The 22162-nt window shown below is 58.2% G+C and carries 20 protein-coding genes; 5 read left to right on the top strand and 15 right to left on the bottom strand.

Going from position 1 to position 22162, the window contains the following annotated elements; translation table 11 throughout:
* Positions 1–197 precede the first annotated feature (197 nt).
* The 5 genes from argC to J3350_RS12640 form a co-directional block, all read right to left on the bottom strand.
* The gene (gene argC, locus J3350_RS12660; protein WP_207686874.1) at positions 198–1139 is read right to left on the bottom strand and encodes an N-acetyl-gamma-glutamyl-phosphate reductase; all 942 of its coding nucleotides are present in this window, start codon (positions 1137–1139) and stop codon (positions 198–200) included.
* Positions 1136–2536 carry an argininosuccinate lyase gene (gene argH, locus J3350_RS12655; protein ID WP_207686873.1) on the bottom strand — a complete coding sequence of 467 codons (1401 nt, stop codon included), beginning with the start codon at positions 2534–2536 and terminating at the stop codon, positions 1136–1138. The genes argC and argH overlap by 4 nt, the downstream gene beginning before the upstream one ends.
* Before the next feature lie 362 nt (positions 2537–2898).
* Positions 2899–4134, bottom strand: coding sequence for an argininosuccinate synthase (locus J3350_RS12650; RefSeq protein ID WP_207686872.1), 1236 nt, complete (start codon positions 4132–4134; stop codon positions 2899–2901).
* 354 nt (positions 4135–4488) lie between these two features.
* Positions 4489–5349, bottom strand: coding sequence for a GNAT family N-acetyltransferase (locus tag J3350_RS12645; protein ID WP_207686871.1), 861 nt, complete (start codon positions 5347–5349; stop codon positions 4489–4491).
* Between the two features lies 1 nt (position 5350).
* Positions 5351–6178 (bottom strand): MYG1 family protein, encoded by an 828-nt coding sequence (locus tag J3350_RS12640; RefSeq protein WP_118553759.1) that lies wholly within the window; start codon positions 6176–6178, stop codon positions 5351–5353.
* A 144-nt stretch (positions 6179–6322) separates the two neighbouring features.
* Here J3350_RS12640 and J3350_RS12635 point away from each other — a divergent pair, with 144 nt between their 5' ends.
* On the top strand, positions 6323–6622 hold the full coding sequence (locus J3350_RS12635) for a type II toxin-antitoxin system RelB/DinJ family antitoxin (RefSeq protein ID WP_097791202.1): 300 nt from the start codon (positions 6323–6325) through the stop codon (positions 6620–6622).
* 3 nt (positions 6623–6625) lie between these two features.
* The gene (locus J3350_RS12630; RefSeq protein ID WP_207686870.1) at positions 6626–6961 is read left to right on the top strand and encodes a type II toxin-antitoxin system RelE/ParE family toxin; all 336 of its coding nucleotides are present in this window, start codon (positions 6626–6628) and stop codon (positions 6959–6961) included.
* A gap of 54 nt (positions 6962–7015) precedes the next feature.
* On the opposite strand, the gene J3350_RS12625 is transcribed toward J3350_RS12630, so the two are convergent.
* The 4 genes from J3350_RS12625 to J3350_RS12610 form a co-directional block, all read right to left on the bottom strand.
* Positions 7016–8392 (bottom strand): acetyl-CoA carboxylase biotin carboxylase subunit family protein, encoded by a 1377-nt coding sequence (locus tag J3350_RS12625; protein ID WP_207686869.1) that lies wholly within the window; start codon positions 8390–8392, stop codon positions 7016–7018.
* Between the two features lie 67 nt (positions 8393–8459).
* On the bottom strand, positions 8460–9212 hold the full coding sequence (locus J3350_RS12620; RefSeq protein ID WP_207686868.1) for an esterase family protein: 753 nt from the start codon (positions 9210–9212) through the stop codon (positions 8460–8462).
* A gap of 32 nt (positions 9213–9244) precedes the next feature.
* Positions 9245–10012 (bottom strand): alpha/beta hydrolase, encoded by a 768-nt coding sequence (locus J3350_RS12615; protein ID WP_207686867.1) that lies wholly within the window; start codon positions 10010–10012, stop codon positions 9245–9247.
* 190 nt (positions 10013–10202) lie between these two features.
* A complete protein-coding gene (locus tag J3350_RS12610; RefSeq protein WP_207686866.1) occupies positions 10203–11282 on the bottom strand; it encodes a branched-chain amino acid aminotransferase in 1080 nt (359 codons plus the stop codon).
* Between the two features lie 455 nt (positions 11283–11737).
* Here J3350_RS12610 and J3350_RS12605 point away from each other — a divergent pair, with 455 nt between their 5' ends.
* On the top strand, positions 11738–12391 hold the full coding sequence (locus J3350_RS12605) for an HAD family phosphatase (protein WP_207686865.1): 654 nt from the start codon (positions 11738–11740) through the stop codon (positions 12389–12391).
* Between the two features lie 153 nt (positions 12392–12544).
* Here the strand turns inward: J3350_RS12605 and J3350_RS12600 are convergent, their stop codons facing one another.
* Entirely contained in the window at positions 12545–13849 is a 1305-nt protein-coding gene (locus J3350_RS12600; RefSeq protein WP_242700285.1) for an Nramp family divalent metal transporter, read from the bottom strand.
* Between the two features lie 128 nt (positions 13850–13977).
* Complete coding sequence (locus J3350_RS12595; RefSeq protein ID WP_207686864.1) at positions 13978–14949, bottom strand: dihydrodipicolinate synthase family protein; 972 nt, start codon at positions 14947–14949, stop codon at positions 13978–13980.
* A 411-nt stretch (positions 14950–15360) separates the two neighbouring features.
* On the opposite strand from J3350_RS12595, the gene J3350_RS12590 reads away from it, so the two are divergent.
* Positions 15361–16356 carry a LacI family DNA-binding transcriptional regulator gene (locus tag J3350_RS12590; RefSeq protein WP_207686863.1) on the top strand — a complete coding sequence of 332 codons (996 nt, stop codon included), beginning with the start codon at positions 15361–15363 and terminating at the stop codon, positions 16354–16356.
* Between the two features lie 58 nt (positions 16357–16414).
* Here the strand turns inward: J3350_RS12590 and J3350_RS12585 are convergent, their stop codons facing one another.
* From J3350_RS12585 to J3350_RS12570, 4 genes are all read right to left on the bottom strand, one after another.
* A complete protein-coding gene (locus J3350_RS12585; protein WP_207686862.1) occupies positions 16415–17695 on the bottom strand; it encodes a serine dehydratase subunit alpha family protein in 1281 nt (426 codons plus the stop codon).
* A 351-nt stretch (positions 17696–18046) separates the two neighbouring features.
* On the bottom strand, positions 18047–19285 hold the full coding sequence (locus J3350_RS12580; RefSeq protein ID WP_207686861.1) for a dicarboxylate/amino acid:cation symporter: 1239 nt from the start codon (positions 19283–19285) through the stop codon (positions 18047–18049).
* Positions 19286–19306: 21 nt separating this feature from the next.
* The gene (locus J3350_RS12575) at positions 19307–20467 is read right to left on the bottom strand and encodes a UxaA family hydrolase (protein WP_207686860.1); all 1161 of its coding nucleotides are present in this window, start codon (positions 20465–20467) and stop codon (positions 19307–19309) included.
* Positions 20468–20480: 13 nt separating this feature from the next.
* Positions 20481–20783: a UxaA family hydrolase gene (locus J3350_RS12570; RefSeq protein WP_022256559.1), complete on the bottom strand. Its 303-nt coding sequence runs from the start codon at positions 20781–20783 to the stop codon at positions 20481–20483.
* A 127-nt stretch (positions 20784–20910) separates the two neighbouring features.
* Here J3350_RS12570 and J3350_RS12565 point away from each other — a divergent pair, with 127 nt between their 5' ends.
* The gene (locus tag J3350_RS12565) at positions 20911–21861 is read left to right on the top strand and encodes a LysR family transcriptional regulator (RefSeq protein WP_207686859.1); all 951 of its coding nucleotides are present in this window, start codon (positions 20911–20913) and stop codon (positions 21859–21861) included.
* Positions 21862–22162: the final 301 nt, after the last annotated feature.

The following is a 22162-nucleotide window of genomic DNA, read 5'->3' as shown; positions in this document are numbered from 1 at the left end:
TTCTTCCCTCCATTAAACCTCTCCGTCTCGCCTGCGGCTCGCCAGCCATTCCCCTTCTGGCGTTTACACGCCACCTCCCCCGGCCGGGGGAGTCTTTCCTGATAGGGGAGCCTCTGGCGTATCCAGCAAGCCATATCCGACTGCCAAGGCCTCTCCGATCAGGAGAGGTGGTAATGCGAAGCATTGACGGAGAGGTTTCACTCTAATCCTTCGACCTCGTTCAGACCCAGCATCAGGTTCATGCACTGCACGGCGGCACCAGATGAGCCTTTGCCCAGGTTGTCGAACAGCGAAATAAGCATCATCTGGTCGCCTGCTGCGTTCACAGTCAGGTACAGCTCCATCCGGTCGCTGCCGGAGAGGGCGTTGGAGTACAGGCCGTTTTCGGGCAGCGGTTCGTTCAGGGCGTGGACAGAGACCATCGCGCCATCCTTATAATAGGCGGCGATGCCCTCGGCCACCTGCCCGGCGGTGGTGCCCGCCAGCTTCAGATCCAGCGGAACGAGGACCTGCATCCCGGAATAGTAATCGCAGACCACCGGCACAAAGGCGGGCGTGTGGGCCAGCCCGCTGATCTTCTGCATTTCGGGCAGGTGCTTGTGGGCCAGCGTGAGGCCGTAGCTCTTGGGCGCGTCGATCTTGCTGTGGGCCGGGCGGTCCGGGCTCTCGTACTCGGCAATCATCTTTTTGCCGCCGCCGGAGTAGCCGGAGATGCCCGTGCAGCTGAACGGATAGTCCGCCGGGGCCAGCCCCAGCTCGACCAGCGGCCGCGCAATGCCGATGAAGCCGCTGGCGTAGCAGCCGGGCACGGCCACACGGCAGGAGTTCTGGATCTTCTCTTTCTGGCCCTTCAGCTCCGGGAAGCCATAGTCCCATGCCGGGTCGGTGCGGAAGGCCGTGGAGGTATCCAGCACCTTGACGTCCGGGCGGAGCAGGGGCATGACCTCTTTGGAAGCCGCATCGGGCAGGCAGAGAAAGGCGAGGTCTGCGGAGTTGATGACGCTGGCCCGCTCGTTCACGTCCTTGCGGCCCTCGGCGGAGATGCTCAGAAGCTCGATCTCAGGCCGGGCCGCCAGACGGTCCGCGATGCGCAGACCGGTGGTGCCGGAGGAACCGTCGATAAAAACTTTCACGCTCATGCGTTGTTCGCCTCCCATGCGTCCACCTGTGCAGATGCCAGTGCGATCTGATTCTTCACGCTTGCCTCGGAGGGGCCGCCGTAGCTGGTGCGGCCCTCGCAGCACTTGATGAGGTCGATGGCATCGTAGATATCGTTCTCAAACAGGCTGCTGTAGCCCCGGAACTCGTCCAGCGTCAGCTCTTCGAGGGTCTTGTCTTTGCTGATGCAGTCGGAGACCATGCAGCCGGTCAGCTTGTAGGCATCGCGGAAGGGCATTCCCTTTTTGGTCAGGTAATCAGCGCAGTCGGTGGCGTTGATGAAGCCCTTGGCCGCAGCGCGGCGCATGTTGGCGGGCAGGGTCTTCATGGTGTCCAGCATCGGGGTGACGGTCTTCAGGCAGAGGTCGAGGGTATCGACGGCGTCGAAGATGGCCTCCTTATCCTCCTGCATATCTTTGTTGTAGGCCAGCGGGATGCCCTTCATCATGACGAGCAGGGTGTTCAGGTCGCCGTAGACACGGCCGGTCTTGCCGCGGATGAGTTCGGTGACGTCCGGGTTTTTCTTCTGCGGCATGATGGAGGAGCCGGTGGTGAAAGCGTCGTCCAGCTCGATGAACTTGAACTCCCAGCTGCACCAGAGGATGATCTCCTCCGACAGGCGGGACAGGTGCATCATGCAGGTGGAGATGGCAGCGGCCAGCTCGATGCAGAAATCGCGGTCGGACACGCCGTCCAGGCTGTTGGCGCAGGGTGCGGCAAAGCCCAGCTTCTCAGCGGTGAAGGCGCGGTCCAGCGGGTAGGTGGTGCCGGCCAGCGCGCCGGAGCCCAGCGGGCACTGCGCGTCCATGCGGGCCGTGGCATCCTCAAAGCGCTGCAGATCGCGCAGCAGCATCCAGGCATAGGCCATCAGCGCGTGGCCGAAGGTGATGGGCTGGGCGCGCTGCAGGTGGGTGTAGCCGGGCATGACGGCGGCGGTGTTCTCCGCTGCTTTCTTGCAGATGACCCGGACCAGCTCGACGATGCGGCCCTGCAGCATCCGGCTGTAGTCGCGCAGAGTCAGGCGGATGTCCAGCGCCACCTGATCGTTGCGGCTGCGGCCGGTGTGCAGGCGCTTGCCGGCGTCGCCGATGCGGGCGGTCAGGGTCTGCTCCACGAAGGTGTGGACGTCCTCGGCGTTGGGGTCGATCTCCAGCTTGCCGCTGGCCAGATCGTCGGCAATGGAAGCCAGACCGTTGAGGATGTCCTCGCAGTCCTGCTCGGAGATGATGCCCTGTTTGGCCAGCATGGTGGCGTGTACGCCGCTGCCCCGCATATCCTGTGCGATCATCCGCTGGTCAAAGCGGATGGAAGAGTTGAAATCATTGACGCGCGAATCGACCGCCTTGGAAAAACGGCCTTTCCAGAGTTGTTCTGCCATAGTTACTGTTCCCTTTATCTCGATTGTAACGCGATCCTTCGTACAACCTCTCAGTCGGGCTTGCGCCCGCCAGCTCTCCTAGTAGGAGAGCCTCTGGCGTATCCATCAGGCTTCACCCGGCTGCCAAAGCCTCCCCTCATTAGGAAAGACTCCCCCGGCCGGGGGAGGTGGCACAATCGTGCCAGAAGGGGAGTGGGTGGCATCGCGCAGCGATGACGGAGAGGTTTGGCTCTAAAAACGGCAAAGCCGCCGCAGGGGAAAACGCTCCTGCGGCGGTGCCGCCGGCAACTCTGCCGGTCTTGGAACCGCTGTGTGAAAGTGTAGAAAACACACAGCGGGGAAAGTTGGCTTCGTTCGGCCGCTTAGTCCTCGACCTTCGGCCAGCTCTTGGACAGCTTTGCGCGCTCCTTGATGGACAGGCCGAACAGGTTGATGAAGCCTGTTGCATCGGCCTGGTTGTAATCCTCGTCCACGCCGAAGGAAGCGGTCTGCTCATCGTACAGGGTGTACGGAGAGGTGACGCCTGCGTTGATCATGTTGCCCTTGTAGAGCTTCAGCTTGACGTCGCCGGTCACGGTCTTTGCCAGGCTGTTGGCGAAGGCATCCAGAGCCTCGCGCAGCGGGGTGAACCACTGGCCGTTGTAGACGATGTCGGCATACTTCTGCGCCAGCTGCTCCTTGAGGTGTGCGCTCTCCTTGTCGAGGGTGATGGTCTCCAGCACATTGATGGCCTTGTACAGGATGGCACCGCCGGGAGTCTCGTACACGCCGCGGCTCTTCATGCCGACCAGACGGTTCTCAACGATATCCAGCAGGCCGATGCCGTTCTCGCCGCCGACCTTGTTCAGGTACTCGACCAGTTCCACAGCGCCCATCTCCTTGCCGTCGATGGCGGTGGGGATGCCCTTCTCGAAGTGAATGGTGAGGTAGGTCGGGGTATCGGGAGCCTGTTCCGGGGAGACACCCAGCTCCAGGAAACCAGGCTTGTTGTACTGCGGCTCGTTGGCGGGGTTCTCCAGATCCAGACCCTCGTGGCTCAGGTGCCACAGGTTCTTGTCCTTGGAGTAGTTGGTCTCGCGGTTGATCTTCAGGGGGATGTTGTGGGCCTCGGCGTAGTCGATCTCCTCGTCACGGCTCTTGATGTCCCACTCACGCCACGGAGCGATGATGGCCATATCGGGGCAGAGGGCCTTCAGGGTCAGCTCAAAACGCACCTGGTCGTTGCCCTTGCCGGTGCAGCCGTGGCAGATGGCGTCGGCACCTTCCTGGATGGCGATGTCGGCCAGAGCCTTTGCGATGCAGGGACGTGCGAAGCTGGTGCCCAGCAGGTAGTCCTCATACTTTGCGCCGAACTTCAGGGTGGGGAAGATGTAGTTCTCAATGAAGTCCTTCTTCAGGTCCAGAACGTACAGCTTGGAAGCGCCGGTCTTCTTGGCCTTCTCTTCCAGACCGTCCAGCTCGGTGCCCTGGCCCACGTCGCCGGAGACGGCGATGACTTCGCAGTTGTTGTAGTTTTCCTTCAGCCAGGGAATGATGATCGAGGTATCCAGGCCGCCAGAGTAGGCCAGAACGACTTTTTTGATGTTCTCCTTTTTCATGATGAACGCTCCTTTGTTTTCATGCTTACACTTTTGTTTTCCTGCACCGGGCGTCCCTCCCGGTGCGCTCGATCTCTCGGTTGCTTATCACGCTTTTTATTATACGCGGCGCGGCTTTTCCGTCAATGCGGAAAACCGCCAAACCTTCTGCCCTTTTCCAGTGCCGTTTGTGGCACTTTGCATGTTTATGCAAATATTTTATTATTTATGCAAATTTTATGCAGTTCTGCTGTATATATTCTGACACATTCTGAAAGCCGTTTCATCCATCCAGCCGGGCAGGTGCCAAGATTTCAGCACCGCTTTCCGAAACGCAGAAGAGCCCCGGCAAATGCCGGAGCCCTTCGTTTCGTTTCATTCTGTTTTTCCGTATTTGCAGAGCACGGCCTGCGTCTGCTCTGCCGTCACCATCCGGACGGGGGCAGGTTTTTCGTTGCCGGTGCGCAGCGCCAGCCACCATGTGGACAGGCCCAGCCAGCCGAATTTATACGCCGTGTGCGGGGTGCGGCCCACGCAGGAAAAGCCCAGCTGCACATGGATGCGCTCGCTGGCGGGGTTCGGGTCGGCCACGAGTGCATAGACGTTCCAGTAGCCGCAGGCGGTCAGCAATTCCAGCAGTGCGCGGTAGAGCAGGGTGCCTACCCCGCAGCCGCGGGCATCCGGGGCGCAGTAGATGGTGCTCTCCACCGACCAGTCGTAGGCCTCGCGCGGGTGCCAACGGTGAGCGCAGGCATAGCCCAGCAGCCTGCCGTCTGCGTCCCGCGCCAGCAGCAGCGGGGCCACCTTCAGGGTGTTGTCCACCCAGTCCTCGTATTCTTCCAGCGTGGAGGGCGTGACCTGAAACGTTGCGGTGTGGTGCAGCACATACCAGTTGTACAGTTCCAGAATGTCCTTTGCATCGGCGCGGGACGCCACCGAGAGGCGGGGGAGGTTCTTCTCCTCCCACCCGGCGCAGAGGGCTTCCTTTTTCGCTTTCGGCAGCTTTTTCAGGGCCGCTTCCCGGCGCAGCGCCGCCGACCGGTCCGCGCACCGTTCCAGATAGGCGAACCGCTCCGCCCCCATGGCCCGTGTGGCCTTGGCCCCCCTGCCGGTCTTGTGGGCGTGCAGGCGGGCACCGGGGTCGTTCGTCCAGCCCGTATAGAGCTGACCGCCCGCGCACCGCACCATATACACGTAGGCCCGCTCTTCGGTCTCTTGTTCGGTTCCTGCGCTCATGTTACAGTCTCCCGTTGTTTTTCAGCACCTGACGGCAGGCTGCAAGGGCCGTTTCCTTATCCTTGGCCGTGATGAGGAAGCGGCTGGCATGGCAGAAGCTGATGCCCTCGATGCCGCTCTTCTGCTCGATGACCTCCTGCGGCTGGCCCGCCCAGGACTGCGGGAAGGGCAGCTTGGGCTTCTTGGTCTTGTGGTCGGTCACGCACTGAGCGCTCCACCCGCCGCGCTGGCTGGGGTAGACCACGAACAGCGCATCCGTCCGGTACAGACCGTTTTTCCAGGGCAGGTAACAGGGCAGCACGACGATGCCGTCGCGGGAATTTTTGTAAGCCTGCTGGACTTTCTCGTCGGCGCGGTTCACGGCGTTGGCGCTGTCGAGCTGGTGTTCCAGGATCTGCTTTGCCACGGCCACGGCCTTGAAGAAGCAGGTGTCCTGATCTTCCTTCGAATCCCACACCGGGTTGAAGAAGCCGATGGCGTCGCACAGGCTGTTCTGCTCGCCTGTGTTGTCGTTCAGGTCCAGCGGCTGGATGAAGTTTTCATCAATGAGCCGTGCCTGCCGCTCACCGACCAGCCCCGGCCCCAGCACCCGCCACAGCAGACCGAAGGCCGCATAGGGGACGCCGTTGGGGCGGGTCTCGCGCGGCTCCTGATGGTGGTCGAACATGCCGAAACCGATGTCGTACACGATGCCATCGAAGTCATCCGGCACCACAAAGCCGCGGGTAATTTTGATATCCGGCCGGACGATCTGCAGCAGCGCGGTGGCAAACACGTCGTCTGCATGGAACTTGCCAGCGTGTGTAAAACCATTTGCGGGAATTTTCATATCTGTACCTCATTCTCAACAGTGTCTTTGAGGACAGTATAGCACATTCTGCGGAGCGGGACAAACCTTGCTTTCCTCTTTCTTCTATCGTATTGCGAATCGCAACACAGCGTGGTACAATAAAAGCAATAGGAGGCGATCTTTATGTCCGCAAAAACCGCAAATGTCACCGCCCGCATCCAGCCAGAGATCAAGGAGCAGGCCGAAGCCATTCTTTCTCAGCTTGGCATTCCCGTTTCGGTCTTCATTGATATGGCATACCGTCAGGTCATCCTGCGGGACGGCATTCCATTTTCGCTGGACCTGGCCACCCGGCTCCCCACTCGTGATGCTCTGAGCCGTGACGAATTTGACGCCATGATGCAGACCGGCCTGGACCAGGCCAGGCGCGGAGAATCTTCCCCTTTGAACGAAGCCTTTGCCCGGCTCCGCGCGGAGATCTGAGCCATGGAGGAATATACTGTCGCGCTCACCCCGCAGGCCGAACAGCAGCTCCGTGCCATCGTCCACCATATCGCACATGAACTTCTGGAACCCGAAACTGCAGATGCACTCCTGACCACATTGGAACAGGCTATGGCTTCTCTGAGCCTTCTGCCTCAGCGGGCACCCCTTGTCGAAGAAGAACCCTGGCATTCACAAAACATCCGGAAACTTCTGTGCCGAAATTTTCTGATCTACTTCTGGCCGGATCCCGACTCACACCGGGTCCAAGTCCTCGCCGTCATCTATGGACGGCGTGACCAGCTGAACCAACTGCGAAATCTGAAAATGAAGCCGTGATAAACACAAAAAGGCCCCGGAAACGGCAAGTTCGCCGCTCCGGGGCTGTATTTTTTACTTTTTCCGGCTGTTCGTCTTGGTCACCGCTCTGGTCGTGGTCTTTGTCACGGCCGTGGTGGGCTTGACGGCGGGGGAGAGGTTCGGCTTTCTGGTGAGGGCCGTGGTGGCGGCAGGCTCGCCGAGGGCCAGCACCTCGCTCAGTTCTTTCTGAACGGTGTCGTTGTCGGCATCGGTCACGGCCAGAACGTCGGCATAGAACTGCTCCATCTCCTCAAAGGTGGAGAAGGTGGCGACGTACATCTGGTTGCCCATGGCACCGGAGAGGGCGTCGGGGATGCGGTCCACCATCCGCATGTTGGCCTGATACTTCTGCATCAGCTGCTCATGGCTGTACACGAAGTGCTTGCCGTCGCGGCGGCCCGCAAACGGGCAGTAATAGTGCTCGCCCACCGGCATATCGGTGCCGCCGAAGGCGATCATATCGGCCCAGATCTTGTACACGTTGGTGGAACGTGCAAAGTTGATCATATCGGGCGTGAAGCCGCCGCAGGGGCGCATGTTGACTTCCAGCGCCACGATCTGGCCCTTCTGGCCCATGCTGGTCTGATTTTCCGTCATCCGGAAGAACTCGAAGTGGACGAAGCGGCTCTTGACGCCGAAGCTCTTGACGGCGGCACGGCCTGCGGCGCGGGTATCATCGGGCAGGTCCTTGATGATGTAGTAGATGGAGTTGTCATCGTTGTTCACGATGTCCATAATGGACATCGGGCTGACGTTGCCCGCCTCAAAGATAGGGTTGCCGCTGCCGTCGATGATGGCATCGTAGCTGTTGACCTCGGCGTGAACGAACTCCTCCATGATGTAGGAGACGTCGGCATGGTGGGCGCTCTTGTAGGTCAGGAAGGCGCGCAGCTCCTCGTCATCGGAGAGCTTGTGGGTGTCGGACGCACCGACGCCGTTGTCCGGCTTGACGACGACCGGGTAGCCCACCTCGTCGATGAACTTTTTACAGCCCTCGAAATCGTCCACCATGTGGTAGCGGGCGGTGGCGATGCCGGCCTTCTGATAATACTCCTTCATCTTGCTCTTGTACTTGATGCGGGGCATATCCTCGGTCTGGAAGCCGCTGGTGATGTGGAAATCGGTGCGCAGGGCGGCGTCGCGTTCCAGCCAGTATTCGTTGTTGGATTCCAGCCAGTCGATGCGGCCATACTTGAAGGCGAAGAACGCCACGGCGCGGTAGACCTCGTCGTAATTTTCGAGGCTGCCGACCTTATAGTACTCGTTCAGGCTGGCCTTCAGCTCCGGCTTCAGCTCATCATACGGCTGGTCGCCGATGCCCAGAACGTTCATGCCGTTGTTTTTCAGCTCCCGGCAGAACTGCCAGTAGTTCGTCGGGAAGTTCGGAGAGATAAAGATAAAATTGCTCATGGTGTCTTGTCGATTCCTCTTTCTTTTGATACGCTATACTTTCCACCCATCCCTCTGCGAGGGGCGTTCAGCCCAGAATGTAGGGCATATAATATGCGACCTGCTGATACCACCAGTTCCAGTCGTGGTTGACATCGTGGCCCCACAGGTCTACCCAGATGGGGATGTGCTTGGCCTCAAAGATGCGCTTGAGATACCAGGTGGTGTCCGGCTGCTCCCAGTCGCCCTGACCGCAGCAGATGACGGCCTTCTGGTTCCGGAACAGCTCCATATAGGGGTGGTTTTCCGGGAAGTTGACCATGTAATCCACCGGGGAGTTCATATAGACCAGCTCGTCCATATAATCGCCGAAGCCGTAGTGGGCGGTGTAGATGCCGCTGAGGGCCAGACAGCCGCAGAAGATGTTCGGGAAGCGGAGATACAGATTGACGGCATGGGTCGCGCCCAGACTGCATCCAAAGGCGATGACGCCCGGTTCGTCGTTCCAGCCGTTCCGCTCGCGGGCGATGTGGCGGATCTTGGGCACGGCTTCCTCCACGATGTAGCGGATCCACTGCTCATAGCGGCGGATGCGCCAGTAGGGGTCGCCGTTCGTGTCGGACCAGGTCTCCTTGTCGATGGTGTCGATGGAGAGGACCATCACCTGGCCGGACTCGATCCACGGGGCCAGCGTATCGGCCATGTGGAAGTCCTCGAAGTCAAAAAACCGGCCATCCTGGCAGGGGATGTAGAGCATCGGCCGGCCGGCGTGGCCGTAGACCTTGCACTCCATCTCGCGGCCGAGCGCGGGGCTGTAATCCTTAAAATACTGCATTTCCATCGTGGGTCCCTCCTTATAATCGGGTCGTCGGGTCAATCCAGTTCGTACATCAGGGTATGGATCATGAACGGCAGCTGCTTTTCCCAGCTGGCTTCGCTGTGGGTGCCGCCGGGCACCAGACGGGCGGTCAGGTGGATGCCGCGGATCATGACCTTGCTGCACATGTCGGCAAAGCCCTTGCGCATTCCCTCGTGGTTGCCCATCTCGCGGGAGCCGTAGTCCATGTAGAGCACGGTGCCCGGCTCCAGCTTCGCGCGGCCCAACAGACCGCTGAGCTTTTCCGGCGAGACCCAGATGGACGGCGACAGAGCCGCCGCACGGCCAAAGACGTCGTTGTGGTTCAGCAGGGCGTACAGGCTCATCAGACCGCCCATGGAGCTGCCGCCGATGAAGGTGTGCTCCCGGTCGGGCAGGGTGCGGAAATTGCGGTCGATGAAGGGCTTGAACCGGTGGATGAACCAGCTCATGGTCGCAGCCCCCTTGCCGTCAAAGTGGCCGTAGGTCGGATCATCGAAGCGGTAGGGCGAATACTCCACCAGACGCTCGTTGTTCGGCCCGGCGTTGCACTCGACCGCCGCCACGATAAGCGGCGTGTCGGTGTAGTCCAGATAGTTTGCCAGCCCCCAGCTCTTGCCGAAGGTGGCGTCTTCGTCAAAAAAGACATTCTGGCCGTCGAACATGTACAGCACCGGATACCGGCGGTCCGGGTCGGCTTCGTACATGGTGGGCAGATAGACATAAACACGGCGCTGCTCGGTGCCGTTGACAGCGGGGTAGCTGACGCTCCATTTCTTGATCATGATCCTGGTCCCTCTCAATCCTCTTACTCTATGCTTAGTCTAGCACCATCCCGGCAGAATTGCAATTCATAACCAAGACCACAGGGCCGATTGCGCTGCAAAGCGCCTGAGCGGTTGATACAGCAAACGCCGCCCGGTGAGCTGCCGGACGGCGCTTGCAGAACTCGGAACAAGGAAAGAAACTTGCAGCTTAGTACTTCTTCTCCACCGGAACGATCCAGCCCTTGGTGTCGGGCAGCTTGCCCCACTGCATCCCGGTCATGGTGTCGTACAGCTTCTGGGTGACAGGGCCGATGTTGCCGTCGCCGATGTAGGCATGCTCGCCCTTCCAGACCAGCTCCTTGACCGGGGAAACAACTGCGGCGGTGCCGGTGCCGAAGACCTCTTCCAGCTTGCCCTCACGTGCAGCCTGCATGATGTCGGCGATGGCCAGCTTGCCCTCGATGACCTCATAGCCCCAGTCCTTCAGCAGCTCGATGCAGCTGCGGCGGGTGACGCCGGGCAGAACGGTGCCCACGGTGGCGGCGGTGTAGACCTTGCCGTCGATCTTGAACATGATGTTCATGCTGCCGACTTCCTCGACGTACTTCTTCTCCACGCCGTCCAGCCACAGCACCTGGGCATAGCCCTGCTCCTCGGCCAGCTCACCAGCCTTGATGGAAGCAGCGTAGTTGCCGCCGCACTTGGTGAAACCGGTCAGGCCGGGAGCGGCACGGATGTACTCATCTTCGACATAGATGCGGACGGGGTTGATGCCCTCTGCATAGTAAGCGCCCGACGGTGCACAGATGATGCAGAAGATGTAGTGCTTGGAAGCATGGACGCCCAAGCCCACATCGTTTGCAAACACGAAGGGGCGGATGTACAGGGAAGCGCCGTCTGCATGGGGCACCCAGTCACGTTCCACATCCACCAGCGCCTCAACGGCCTGGATGTAATCCTCGACCGGGATCTTCGGGATGCACAGACGGTCGGCAGAATCCTGCATCCGCTTTGCATTGCAGTCCGGGCGGAACAGCTGGATGGTATCGTCTGCGGTGCGGTAAGCCTTCATGCCCTCAAAGATCTCCTGTGCGTAGTGGAACACGACCGTAGCCGGGTCCAGCTGGAACGGAGCATAGGGGACGATACGGGCATCGTGCCAGCCTTCGCCCTCGGTGTAGTCCATGACGAACATGTGGTCGGTGAACTTCTTGCCGAAGCCGAGCTTGGTCTCATCCTGCGGCTTCTCTTTCGGACAGGTCGTCCGGGTGATCTTGATATCCAACATGATAATTTTCCCTCTTTTCTGATCTCACACAGCTGACACACGCGGCTCCCTCCGCGCTTTCCAGATGTCAAATGTTGTTTTCTATTATAATATCATGAACGCATTTTTCAAGGAATCAAAAAATCTTTCATGTTTGGGGGCTGTAAGTTGTCGCAAATTGTGATATTATTTTTGTGAGCAACCCTCTCCGTCATTGCTCACGCAATGCCACCTCTCCCAAAGGGAGAGGCTTTGGCATGTCAGGCAGAGTGCAAGATCGCCTGCGGCTCCCATAGCCGTGGGCCCTGTCCCCATTGGCAGCTCCTGTCTGCCTCTTTTGCGGAGCCCGGATGTTTCCGGGCCGCTCCACCTTCTTCATTTTCTACGATCAAAACCGTCCTGCCAATGGCTCTCCCTTCGGGAGAGCTGGCGCAAAGCGCCTGAGAGGGCAGGGACGCAAACAGAAAGGATACCTTATGATAAACGGCGTCATTTTTGATATGGACGGCCTGATGTTCGACACCGAGCGGATGTGGGCCACATTCTGGGAACCGGCTCTGGCGGCACTGGGGCTTCCTTATAAAGAGGGCCTCAGCGAGGCCGCGCGGGGCACCGCAGGCGAAACTCTGCGGAATGTCGTGCGCCAATTCTACGGGCAGGACTGCGATGCGGCCGCCATCGTGGACAGCCTGCACGCGGTGGCCGACAAAGCGTTCCAGAAGCCGGTGCCCAAAAAGCCGGGTCTGGACGAGCTGCTGGCCTGGCTGGACGAGCAGCACATCCCCATGGCCGTGGCGTCTTCCAGCCGGATGGATGTCATCCAGCGCAATCTGGACAACTGGGGGATGCGCCATTATTTCAGCGTCCTCGCCTCCGGCCAGCAGGTGACCCGCTCCAAGCCCGACCCGGAGATCTTCCTTCTGGCGGCGGAGAAGCTGGGCGTTGCGCCCGGACACGCCCTTGTGCTGGAGGACAGCTACAACGGCGTCCGCGCCGGAGCCGCCGGGGGCTTTGTCACCGTGATGGTGCCGGACCTGCTGCCCGCCGACGACGAGATGCGCCGCCTGTACACCGCCGAGTGCCGGAGCCTGTTCGAGGTGCTCGATGGCCTCAAGGCGAACCGCTGGTAATGTGATACGCAAAAACACCCGTTGGCCCTGTCATGGCGGCAGGAACAGCGGGTGTTTTTTGCTGCCTGTGCAGGCCGAAATGAGAAGCCGCACAGGCAACGGAGAAAAAAGAAGGTATTGGAGTAGCTCTCTGGTATGGTATCCCAGATAAACTCAGTGGAATAGTGCGAGGATCTTGGGGATCTGAGTAGACAGACCGGAAATGGTCATGATGACGGCGAAGATGTAGCTGATGGTCATGCAGATGCGCAGACCGGTGGGCTTCTTATAGCCCTTGCTCAAATCATCGCGCCAGATCATCAGCAGCATGAACAGACCACCAAAAGGCGTAGCGATGGAGGTGGCGATGTTGGCCATCAGGATCAGCTGGGTAGGGGAACCGCCGTAGCTGTAACAGACCACCATGGCAAAGACCAGGCAGGCCAGGCAACCAATGCGGATGAACTTGCTCTCCAGGCTGACGTCCTTGTCAAGACCGGCACCCAGCAGCACCATGCCGCGCTGGGTATTGGCCAGCAGGGAAGAGAAGCCTGCGCCCAACAGAGCCAGACCCATGATGTAGCGGGCACTGCCGCCCATGATGGGCACCAGCATCTCTGCCAGCTGGGCCGGGGCCTTGATGCTCAGCCCCTGCGGGTGCAGCACGACGGCACCCACCAGCACGATGGCACCGGAAATCAGGGAGACACTGACGATGTGAGTGATGGCATCCGTCAACATAACACCATTGAACAGATCGTCTTTCTTCCACTTTTTCTCTTTGCCAAGGTAAGTGCCGTAAATACCAGCAGTCACAGCGGCATTGGTGGAAATGAAGGCCAGTGCCGTGCTGAGGGAGCCTTCAGGGACCTTAAAGCCGAACAGTCCTTTGGCAAGCCCCTGAGGTTCCGGGCCGCCGACACCCACCAGCGTGGCATAGAACGCCACGATCATCAGGACGATGCAGAGGGTAATAATCTTTTCGACCTTGGAATAGACGTTCTTGGCAAAGTACATGTACACCACGACCGCGATCATGATGACGGAGCCGATCTTCCAGTCGATGCCGAAGATGAGGTTCATACCGGCACCGGTGCCGGAGATGTTGCCCATCGTGAAGAACAGGCAGGAAAGGAACATGGCGCAGCCCACGATGCCGGAAGCCACCGGGCCGTAATACTTGCGGATGGCGTGGATGGTCGGCATCCCGGTCACGATGGCCAGACGGTTGGTGACCATCATAAAGGTGATGCCCATGAAAATGATGGGGAAGAACAGCCACATCAGGTCGTAGCCATAGTTTGCGCCGATCATCGAGGCTGTTGTCACGGCACCGGGGCCGATTACGATGCCTGTCGCGATCAGACCGGGGCCAATGCGCTTGAGCAGGTCTTTCAATGGCAGACGCTTCACGTCTGAGCCAAAGGCAGGAGCGGACATCGGCATCCCGGCCGACATCGTTGCATTGTTCTCGCTCATGATAAAGCCTTCCTTTTATTCTTAAAAAAGAGGGTGCTGCACTGATGAGGTCATCAGGCAGCACCCGGAGTATGATCCGACCCTCCGCAGCAGCTTCGCACATCGCTGCTGCGGGAATGGGGGTTACCTTACTTGTACTGCTCCATATCCACTGCGGGGAGCTGGCTGCGCTCCAGACCCAGAGCGACCCAGTCCTTCTCCTCCTGGTTCAGGGGCAGAACGGGCTTGCGCATCAGAGCGCTGGTGAAGATGCCGCGCTGCTTCAGAGCTTCCTTCAGGCGGGCATGAGCCTCACCGGAGGGCTGGCCGCCGCCGTAGATGGCCTGAGAGATGTGGTAGATGCGGTTGGACCAATCCTGTGCTTCCTTCAGAGTGTGCTTGTCAGGATTCTTGAAGACATCCCATGCCGGGCAGATCAGCTCAGGCACACAGCCTGCGAAGCCGATCAGAGCGCCGTCCATGCCGGGGAACCAGGAGACGCACAGGGTCTCGTCGTGGCAGGTGATCAGGCTGATATCGGGGCACTCCTGACGGAGCAGGCGGACGTCATGCTCGTAGATGGAGGTGACGCGGGTGCCCATCTTGATGCACTTGACGTGGTCGATCTCCTTGCACATCTTAATCAGGGTCTCGACCGGGTAGAAGGCCTTGGAGGTTGCGGGATACAGGTGGATGATGATGTCGATGTCAGCACCCTCAGCAACGTCCTTGACATACTCGAAGGGAGCGTTGGGGTTCATGCCGAAGCGCAGCCACATGTGCGGGGGCATCAGCAGGATGCCGTCTGCACCAGCCTCCTTGGCTTCCTTGGCCATGGCGATGGACTCAGCGGTGTTCTCGCAGTTGACGCCAGAGATGATGGTCATCACGTCGCCGCACTCCTCAGAGCAGATCTCGACGACACGCTTGCGCTCGGCACGGGTCAGGCCGGTGATCTCACCAGTGTGGCCGTTGCAGACCAGACCTTCGATTCCCTTGCCGTAGAAGCTCTTGATCCAGCGCAGATAAGCGCGGAACTCCGGCTCTTTGATGGAGTAATCGTCGTTCAGGGGAACGGACACAGCGGGGAAGATGGTCTTGAACGTTTTAACCTTAGCCATAATGAGAATCTCCTTTTATCAAAAATCAATGTTGTGTTGGTTTTCGTTCTGGATCGCAGAAGCTGCTTTGGAGATCATCTCGCGCGCCGATGTCTTTGGGCTTTGCTCTGCAATCGTTTGTTTTCTGTGACTCTGTTATACCATGGCTGCAAGCCTTCGTCAACAAAAAGCAGCCTCCCTGCAAAGTTTTGCATATTGCCTGCAACGTCTTGCATAATTTTACATTTTCAGCATTTTTTGGCTCGGATTTTGTTCATTTTGCCAAGCAGCATCTTGACAAGCGTTCCTTTTCCTGCTTCTTGATTTTTTGTTCCGCCAGGATTACAATAGGGGTGTTCGGGATACTCCTGGCTAAGAATCTTTACAAGTTGTGCAAACGTTTGCATTCAGAACGGAAAGGAGAGCTGCTTCATGGCGACCCTGAAAGACGTTGCGCAGAAAGCGTGTGTGGATGTCAGCACCGTTTCCCGCGCCTTAAACAATACCTCTTATGTCCACCCGGAGACCAAAGCCCGCATCGTGGCTGCCGCTAAGGAGCTGGGCTACCGACCCAATGTCATGGCAAAAGCGCTGCGGCAGGGACGGCGGCACACCCTAGGGGTCATCGTGCCCCGGCTCCACTTGACCCTGTTCTCTGAGATCCTGCCGGGCATCGAACACGAAGCCGAACGGCTGGGGTATTCCACCCTGATCTCCACCACCGACGATGATCCCCAGCGGGAAAAAAGCTGTCTGGAACGGATGCAGAACAGCTTCGTGGATGGCATCATCATCACCGGCACCGGGCGCAACAACCGGCTGCTGCGCAGCATCCAGGCCAGCGGCATCGCCGTCACCCAGATCGTGCGGTGTCAGGAGCCACGCATCAGCAGCATCGTAGCCGACTACGAAGCCTGCGGCCGGAACGCCGTGGACTATCTCTATTCCAAAGGCTGCCGCCGCATCGCGCTCATCGCCGGTTACTCCCACCAAAGCCCCTTCAAGGGCCGGTACGAGGGCTACTCCAAGGCCATCGCCGCCCACGGACTGGAGGAGATCCTTGCCGAATCCACCCAGCCGGTCAACAGCTTTGAGTATGGCTATGAGTGCGCCAACCAGCTTCTCCGGGACGAGCCGGAGCTGGATGCCATCTTGGCCCCGGTGGACCTGCAGGGGCTGGGCGTTCTGCGTGCCCTGAAAGAACAGGGCATCCGGGTGCCGGAGCAGGTCAAGGTCATCAGCATGACCGGCCACGCCATCGGCGAGATGCTGGAAACCAGCATGACCTCCATGGAGATGCCTGCCTTTGAGATGGGCGAAAAAGCCGCCCAGCTGACCATTATGGAGATCGAAAGCCCCAGCGAAAAAGCTCCCACGCCCCAGTCCATCCAGTTCCCTTATACATTGACCCAGCGGGAGACCACCTGAACCGGTACAAACAGCGACGCCGTCGGCAAATGCCGACGGCGTCGTTCTGCGTTTTCTGTTATTTGCACCCGACCATGATGTCGATGATCTCGCGGTTCGTTTCCTTCATGCCCTGTTTGCCCAGGCGGCCCACGTTCCGCAGTGAGTTTTCCACGCCCTTGGCGACGATGCCGTCGCCGCCGCGGAACTGCTGGCCCCGAATATACATATTATAGCCGAGCAGCCCGGCTTCCACTGCCGTGGCGATCTTGGCCGCACAGCTGGCCTTGGCACCATCGCAGATGACGCCCGACACGATGGCCAGCGCATTGACGACGGTGTGGATGACGGCCTCGTATCCGCCGCCGCAGAGATAGGCGATGCCCGCACCGGCCCCCGCGCCCGCACTGATGGCGCCGCAGTAGGCGGATAACCGGCCGATGGGTGTCTTTTCGTGGATGGTGGTCAGGTTGGAGAGGGTGAGCGCCCGGTACAGCTGCTCTTCGCTCGCCTTGAGCTCCCGCGCATAGACGATGACCGGCACCGAGGCGGTGATGCCCTGATTGCCGCTGCCGGAGTTGATGACCACCGGCTGTTCGCAGCCGTTCATCCGGGCATCGGAGCCTGCGGCCGCGTAAGCCTTGGCCCGCACCCGCACATCATTGCCCTCCATGTCCAGCAGAACGCTGCCGATGTTGGCCCCGTAATCGCCCCGGAGGCCTTCTTCGGCAATGGCCATGTTGTACCGGATCTGCGGGTCTAAAATCGGCTTCACGTCCTCGATGTCCACCGAATGGACAAAATCCCAGATGTGCTCCATGTCGAGCAGGCTGCGGTCGGTCAGGTTCTCCTCCTCGTCGCCGTGGACGGGCAAGTCCAGCAGGACTTCGCCGTCCTTCTCAATGCGGACGATGTTGGTGTGGAAGACTGCGATGCGCACCTGCGCGGTGTGCGCCCCCTTCCAGACCGTGACGATGATATCAAAGGTGACGCCGTTCTCCACATGCTCGACCTTCACATCGGTCTGCTCCAGATAGGCGCGGATGGCCTTCGTCTCCTCCAGTGTCACATTGGCGATGACTTCCAGCTTCTGCTCCGGGCGGCCAGCCACGATGCCCGCCGCTGCGGCGGCTTCCAGCCCCTTCATATTATCGGTGTTGGGCACGATGACCGACTTGACATTCTTGATCATGCTTCCGCTGGCCCCGACCCGCACCCGGTCCGGGAGTTCCCCCAGCGTCTGCCGGGCCACTGCGGCGGCATAGGCCACCGCGATCGGCTCGGTGCAGCCCATCGCCGGGATCAGCTCCTCTTTTAAGATCTGAAGGTATGCCTGGTATCTCTGTTCGGTTTTTTCCATCTTCCGTCGTCCCCCTTTTTTCTCCATTGTACCGGAAGCTGCGGCAAAACACAATGCGTACCGCAAAATTTGCCCGGCAAAAACAGCGCTCCGACACAGCCTCAAAAGCTGGATTTCAAATGAAGTCCGCTAAAAAAACAACCTCCCTCCTGACACTGTGATCGTCGGAAGGGAGGTTGCCTTTTAAGGAGAATGGTATGATGAAGAAGGTATCATTTTAAGAATATATCTATGTAGAGGATCTTCTATCGCAATTTTCAAAAATAGTGCCCATCAACACGGCATATTTGCGATATGCAGTTTGCGGATGTTGCTTGTGCATTAAAAACGCAAACTGCTATAAACTGGCAATCAGTCATTCGCAGTTTCCTTGACCAGCCCCGGATGCAGCTCGCCCTCGCTCTTGGCTACAACGACGGCGGTAGCAGCATCACCCACAATGTTGGGGATAACACGAGCCATGTTCAGGATACGGTCGATACCGGCCAGCAAACCGATGGTCTCCAGCGGCAAATTGACTGCATTCAGCACGATGGTCAGCATGACCAGACCGGAACCGGGAATGCCAGCAGTACCGATGGATGCCAGAACAGCCGTGACCATGACCATCACCTGCTGGGAAATCGTCAGGTGGATGCCGAACACTTGGGATGCAAAGACGACTGCAACAGCTTCGTAAATGGCTGTGCCGTTCATGTTCATAACTGCACCGAAGGGAATCACAAAGTCGGCGATCTTATCGCTGACGCCCAGCTTTTTGGTGCACTTGAGGTTCAGGGGAATGGTCGCCACACTGGAGCAGGTAGCAAAGACAAAGAGCATGGCTTCCTTCATAGTGCTGAAGAACTTGATGGGGCTGATGCCGCCGTAAACACCAGCCATCAGGCCACCCTGCACAAAGATGGTGAACAGAGCGCAGGTCAGGTAACATGCGATGATGGTCTTGAGGTAGGGCAGCAGGACATCCACACCGTACTTGCCCACGATGTCCGCCATCAGGCCAAACACACCGTAGGGGGTGAACTCCAGCACGATGTTTGTGATTTCTTTCCATGCTTCCGTCCATGCGCGGAAAAAGTTCAGAACGGGGGCACCCTTATCGCCCAGCTTGATGAGAGAAAATCCCAGCAACAGGGAGAAGAAAATGATCTGAAGCAGATTTTGGGTACTAAGGGAGTTGAACGGGTTGGTAGGGATAATGCCCATCAGCGTATCGACCACACTGGGAATTTCACTTGCATCGTAGCTCCCCGTGGTCTCCATCACGAAGCCTGCACCGATTTGCATGAAGTTGCAAAGTATCAGACCAATGGCAACAGCGACAGCTGTGCCGCCCAAGAAGATCGCCAGCGTTTTACCGCCGATCTTACCCAGAGTTTTGAAGTCCTTCACGTCTGCCGCTGCACAGATCAGAAGACCCAGCACCAACGGTGCGACCACCATCGTCAGAAGACGGGTCAGAATCGTACCGAGAAAGGCCAGAGCAGAAGCCTTTGGGCCAAGCACAAAACCAGCCAGAATACCCAGAACGAAACCGATCATGATTTTGGTGAACAAACCAAGCTTATTCCATTTTTTCAAAAGGTTCATACCGCAATTCCTCCTGTTTGATTACACGAAACGGCAGACGTGATCGACTGCAATATCCGAAAAGCCGAATGCTTCTGCCTTGGTCATCTTACCGTTGCAGATATCCTGAATGTTGTTCAGCATCTCTGCGCCCATCTCCTGATAGGTCTTTTCGCCGCGCACGATGGGGCTGAGGTCAACGTCCATGTTGTCCTCCATGTGCTGATACGTACGAGCATTTGCCGTGACCTTCAGGACGGGGACGATGGCGTTGCCGGTGCAGGTGCCGCGGCCCGTGGTGAAGATGACTGCGTTGCAGCCTGCAGCGACCATCGAGGTGACAGAGGAAATATCATAGCCAGCGGTGTCCATAACGACTGCGCCGCGCTTCGTGGGAGGAACAGCCTGTTCCAGAACCTCGACGATGGGACGGGTGCCACCCTTGCGGATGCAGCCAAGGCTCTTCTCGTCCAGAGTGGACAGGCCGCCTGCCTTGTTGCCGGGGGTGGGCTGACCGGCGCGGCAGTCCTGACCAGCGGATTTCAGATGGGCTTCGTAGTCCTTGCAGACCTGAATGATCTGGTTGTGGATGGCCGGGGTAGCCGCACGCTTTGCCAGCAGATGCTCGCCGCCGATCCATTCGATGGACTCGCTCATCATGGTAGTTGCGCCCAGATCGACCAGCCGATCGCTCAGTTCGCCGACTGCCGGGTTGCTTGCAATGCCGGAAGTGGCGTCCGAACCGCCGCACTCGATGCCCAGCATCAGCTCGGAGATGTCGCACAGCTCTTTCGGCTGCATGGCGGCTTCCGCTGCCATCTTGCTGGCGGCGCGAACCGCTTTCTCAATGGTCTTGAGGGTACCGCCCTCTTCCTGAATGCCAAAGGAAACGACCGGCTTGCTGGTCATGGCCTGGATCTTCTCACGCAGCTTTGCGTGGGGAACGGTCTCACAGCCCAGACCGATGATAACGACGCCGTAAACGTTCGGGTTGCAGGCAAAGCCCGTCAGGACTTTCTGCGACATCGCGGTGTTGGCAGCAACATCGGAGCAGCCGGTGTTGAACACGATGTTGACTGCACCGCGCACCTGACTTGCCACGATCCGGCAGCTCTCACTGCCGCAGGCGCAGGTGGGAAGGATCAGGACATGGTTGCGGATACCTGCACGGCCTTCTTTGCGTTTATAACCCCAGAATTGCATCTCCGATTCCTCCTTATTCCTGTACCATTTCGCTGTCATAGTCACGCGGTACGCTGACCAGATTGTTGTGGGAGACCCAGTGGCCCTTTGCAGCGTCCTCGGTCATCACACCAAGGCTCTCGCCGTACTTGATGACCTCGTCGCCCTTCTTCAGATCGACCAATGCGACCTTGTGGCAGTAAGGGATGTTCTCCTCTGCTTTCACGGTGCAGAACTCCTGCCCCTTGCGGTAGACAACATCCTGTCCGGCGGCAACTTCTGTCACGCAAGTCACAACATTGTCTTTTTCGTCCATGAGCAATGCGTTGATTTCCATGTTCATTCTCCTTTCGACATGGTGTACTCTCTTTGTGACTTTACAATACCACCAATGTGCAGTATAATCAATTTTATAGATTTTATAAAGCTATAAGTATTTTTTATAACACGGCAAGGTGAACGTTATGAAGCAGGAGATGCAGTATATCTACCAAGTCTATCAATCCGGGAGCTTTTCCAAAGCAGCGCAGGCTCCCTATTTAACGCAGCCCGCTCTGAGCATCGCCATCCAGAAAGTCGAAGCGGAGATTGGGATGCCGCTGTTCATTCGGGATAAAAAGCCGTTGGAATTGACCGATGCCGGAAAAGTCTACATCGAAAAGGTCAAGGAGATCCTGCACCTTGAAGCGGAGCTGTCCAAAGAGCTGAGCGATCTTTCCAGCCTGAACATCGGCAATCTCGTTTTGGGCGGAACCCATTATCTGAACTCCTATATCCTGCCGCCTGTGCTGACGACTTTTCAAAAACAATATCCGGGTGTCCATCTGGAGTTGGTGGAAGCCAGTTCCAACGAACTTATCGAAATGCTGCGCGAAAATAAAATCGACCTGACCTTTAACTGCATCCCAAACCCAAAGGACAATTTCCGTCGAACACCCATTTTCAAGGACAATGTTCTAGTCGCCGTCCCGACCTCTTATCCCATCAACAAAACTCTGAAGAATTACGCATTGACCGCAAGAGACATTATGTTCCGCCGCAATCTCATGCCGGATTGTCCGGCGATTCCCTCGCTTGCTCCCTTTGCGGATGTGCCGTTTATCCTATTGACCAAGGGCAACAACCTGTACAGCCGCTCTATTGCGTTGTTTGAGGATGCCAAGATCGACCCCATCGTCCGGCTTCAGGTGTCACAGCTTGTGACGGCGTATCATCTGGTCTGTTCCGGCCTTGGTGCGGCGTTCATCAGCGATTGGATGGTACTCTACGACCACGACGATATGCGCTACTATAAAATAGCGCATCCGCTGGCCGTTCGTCAATTCGATGTAGTGTCTTCCCGCCGGAATTATCTTTCCAAACCACAGAAGGCGTTTATTGAGTCAATCAGCAGCTATTATCATCCATATCTCTAATCAATGCTCCAAATCCTATAAGTCTTACTATCATCGCTTTACCGTAATAAACTTTGCAAAACCATCTTGACGCTCGCCGCATTCCGTGATAGCCTTTATCGCAAATCCCACCGAGCTTGGCAGGCGGAACAGGCTCATCATATCCCCGGCAAAGAAAAACAGAGCGTTCCCGACTGCTGGGTATCCGTAAAACAGTTTTCGAAAAATGACACGGCAACTGCCTGTCAGGATTGGTTACGGAGTACCCGGCTAGGCCGAGGAAGCATCAAGTCCCATGTCCGCACCGTCAAGGTGTTGGGTA

It is taken from the genome of Faecalibacterium sp. Marseille-Q3530, from assembly GCF_017377625.1.
Taxonomy (GTDB): Bacteria; Bacillota; Clostridia; order Oscillospirales; family Ruminococcaceae; genus Faecalibacterium; species Faecalibacterium prausnitzii_E.
This window is presented reverse-complemented; position numbering and strand designations above follow the sequence as displayed.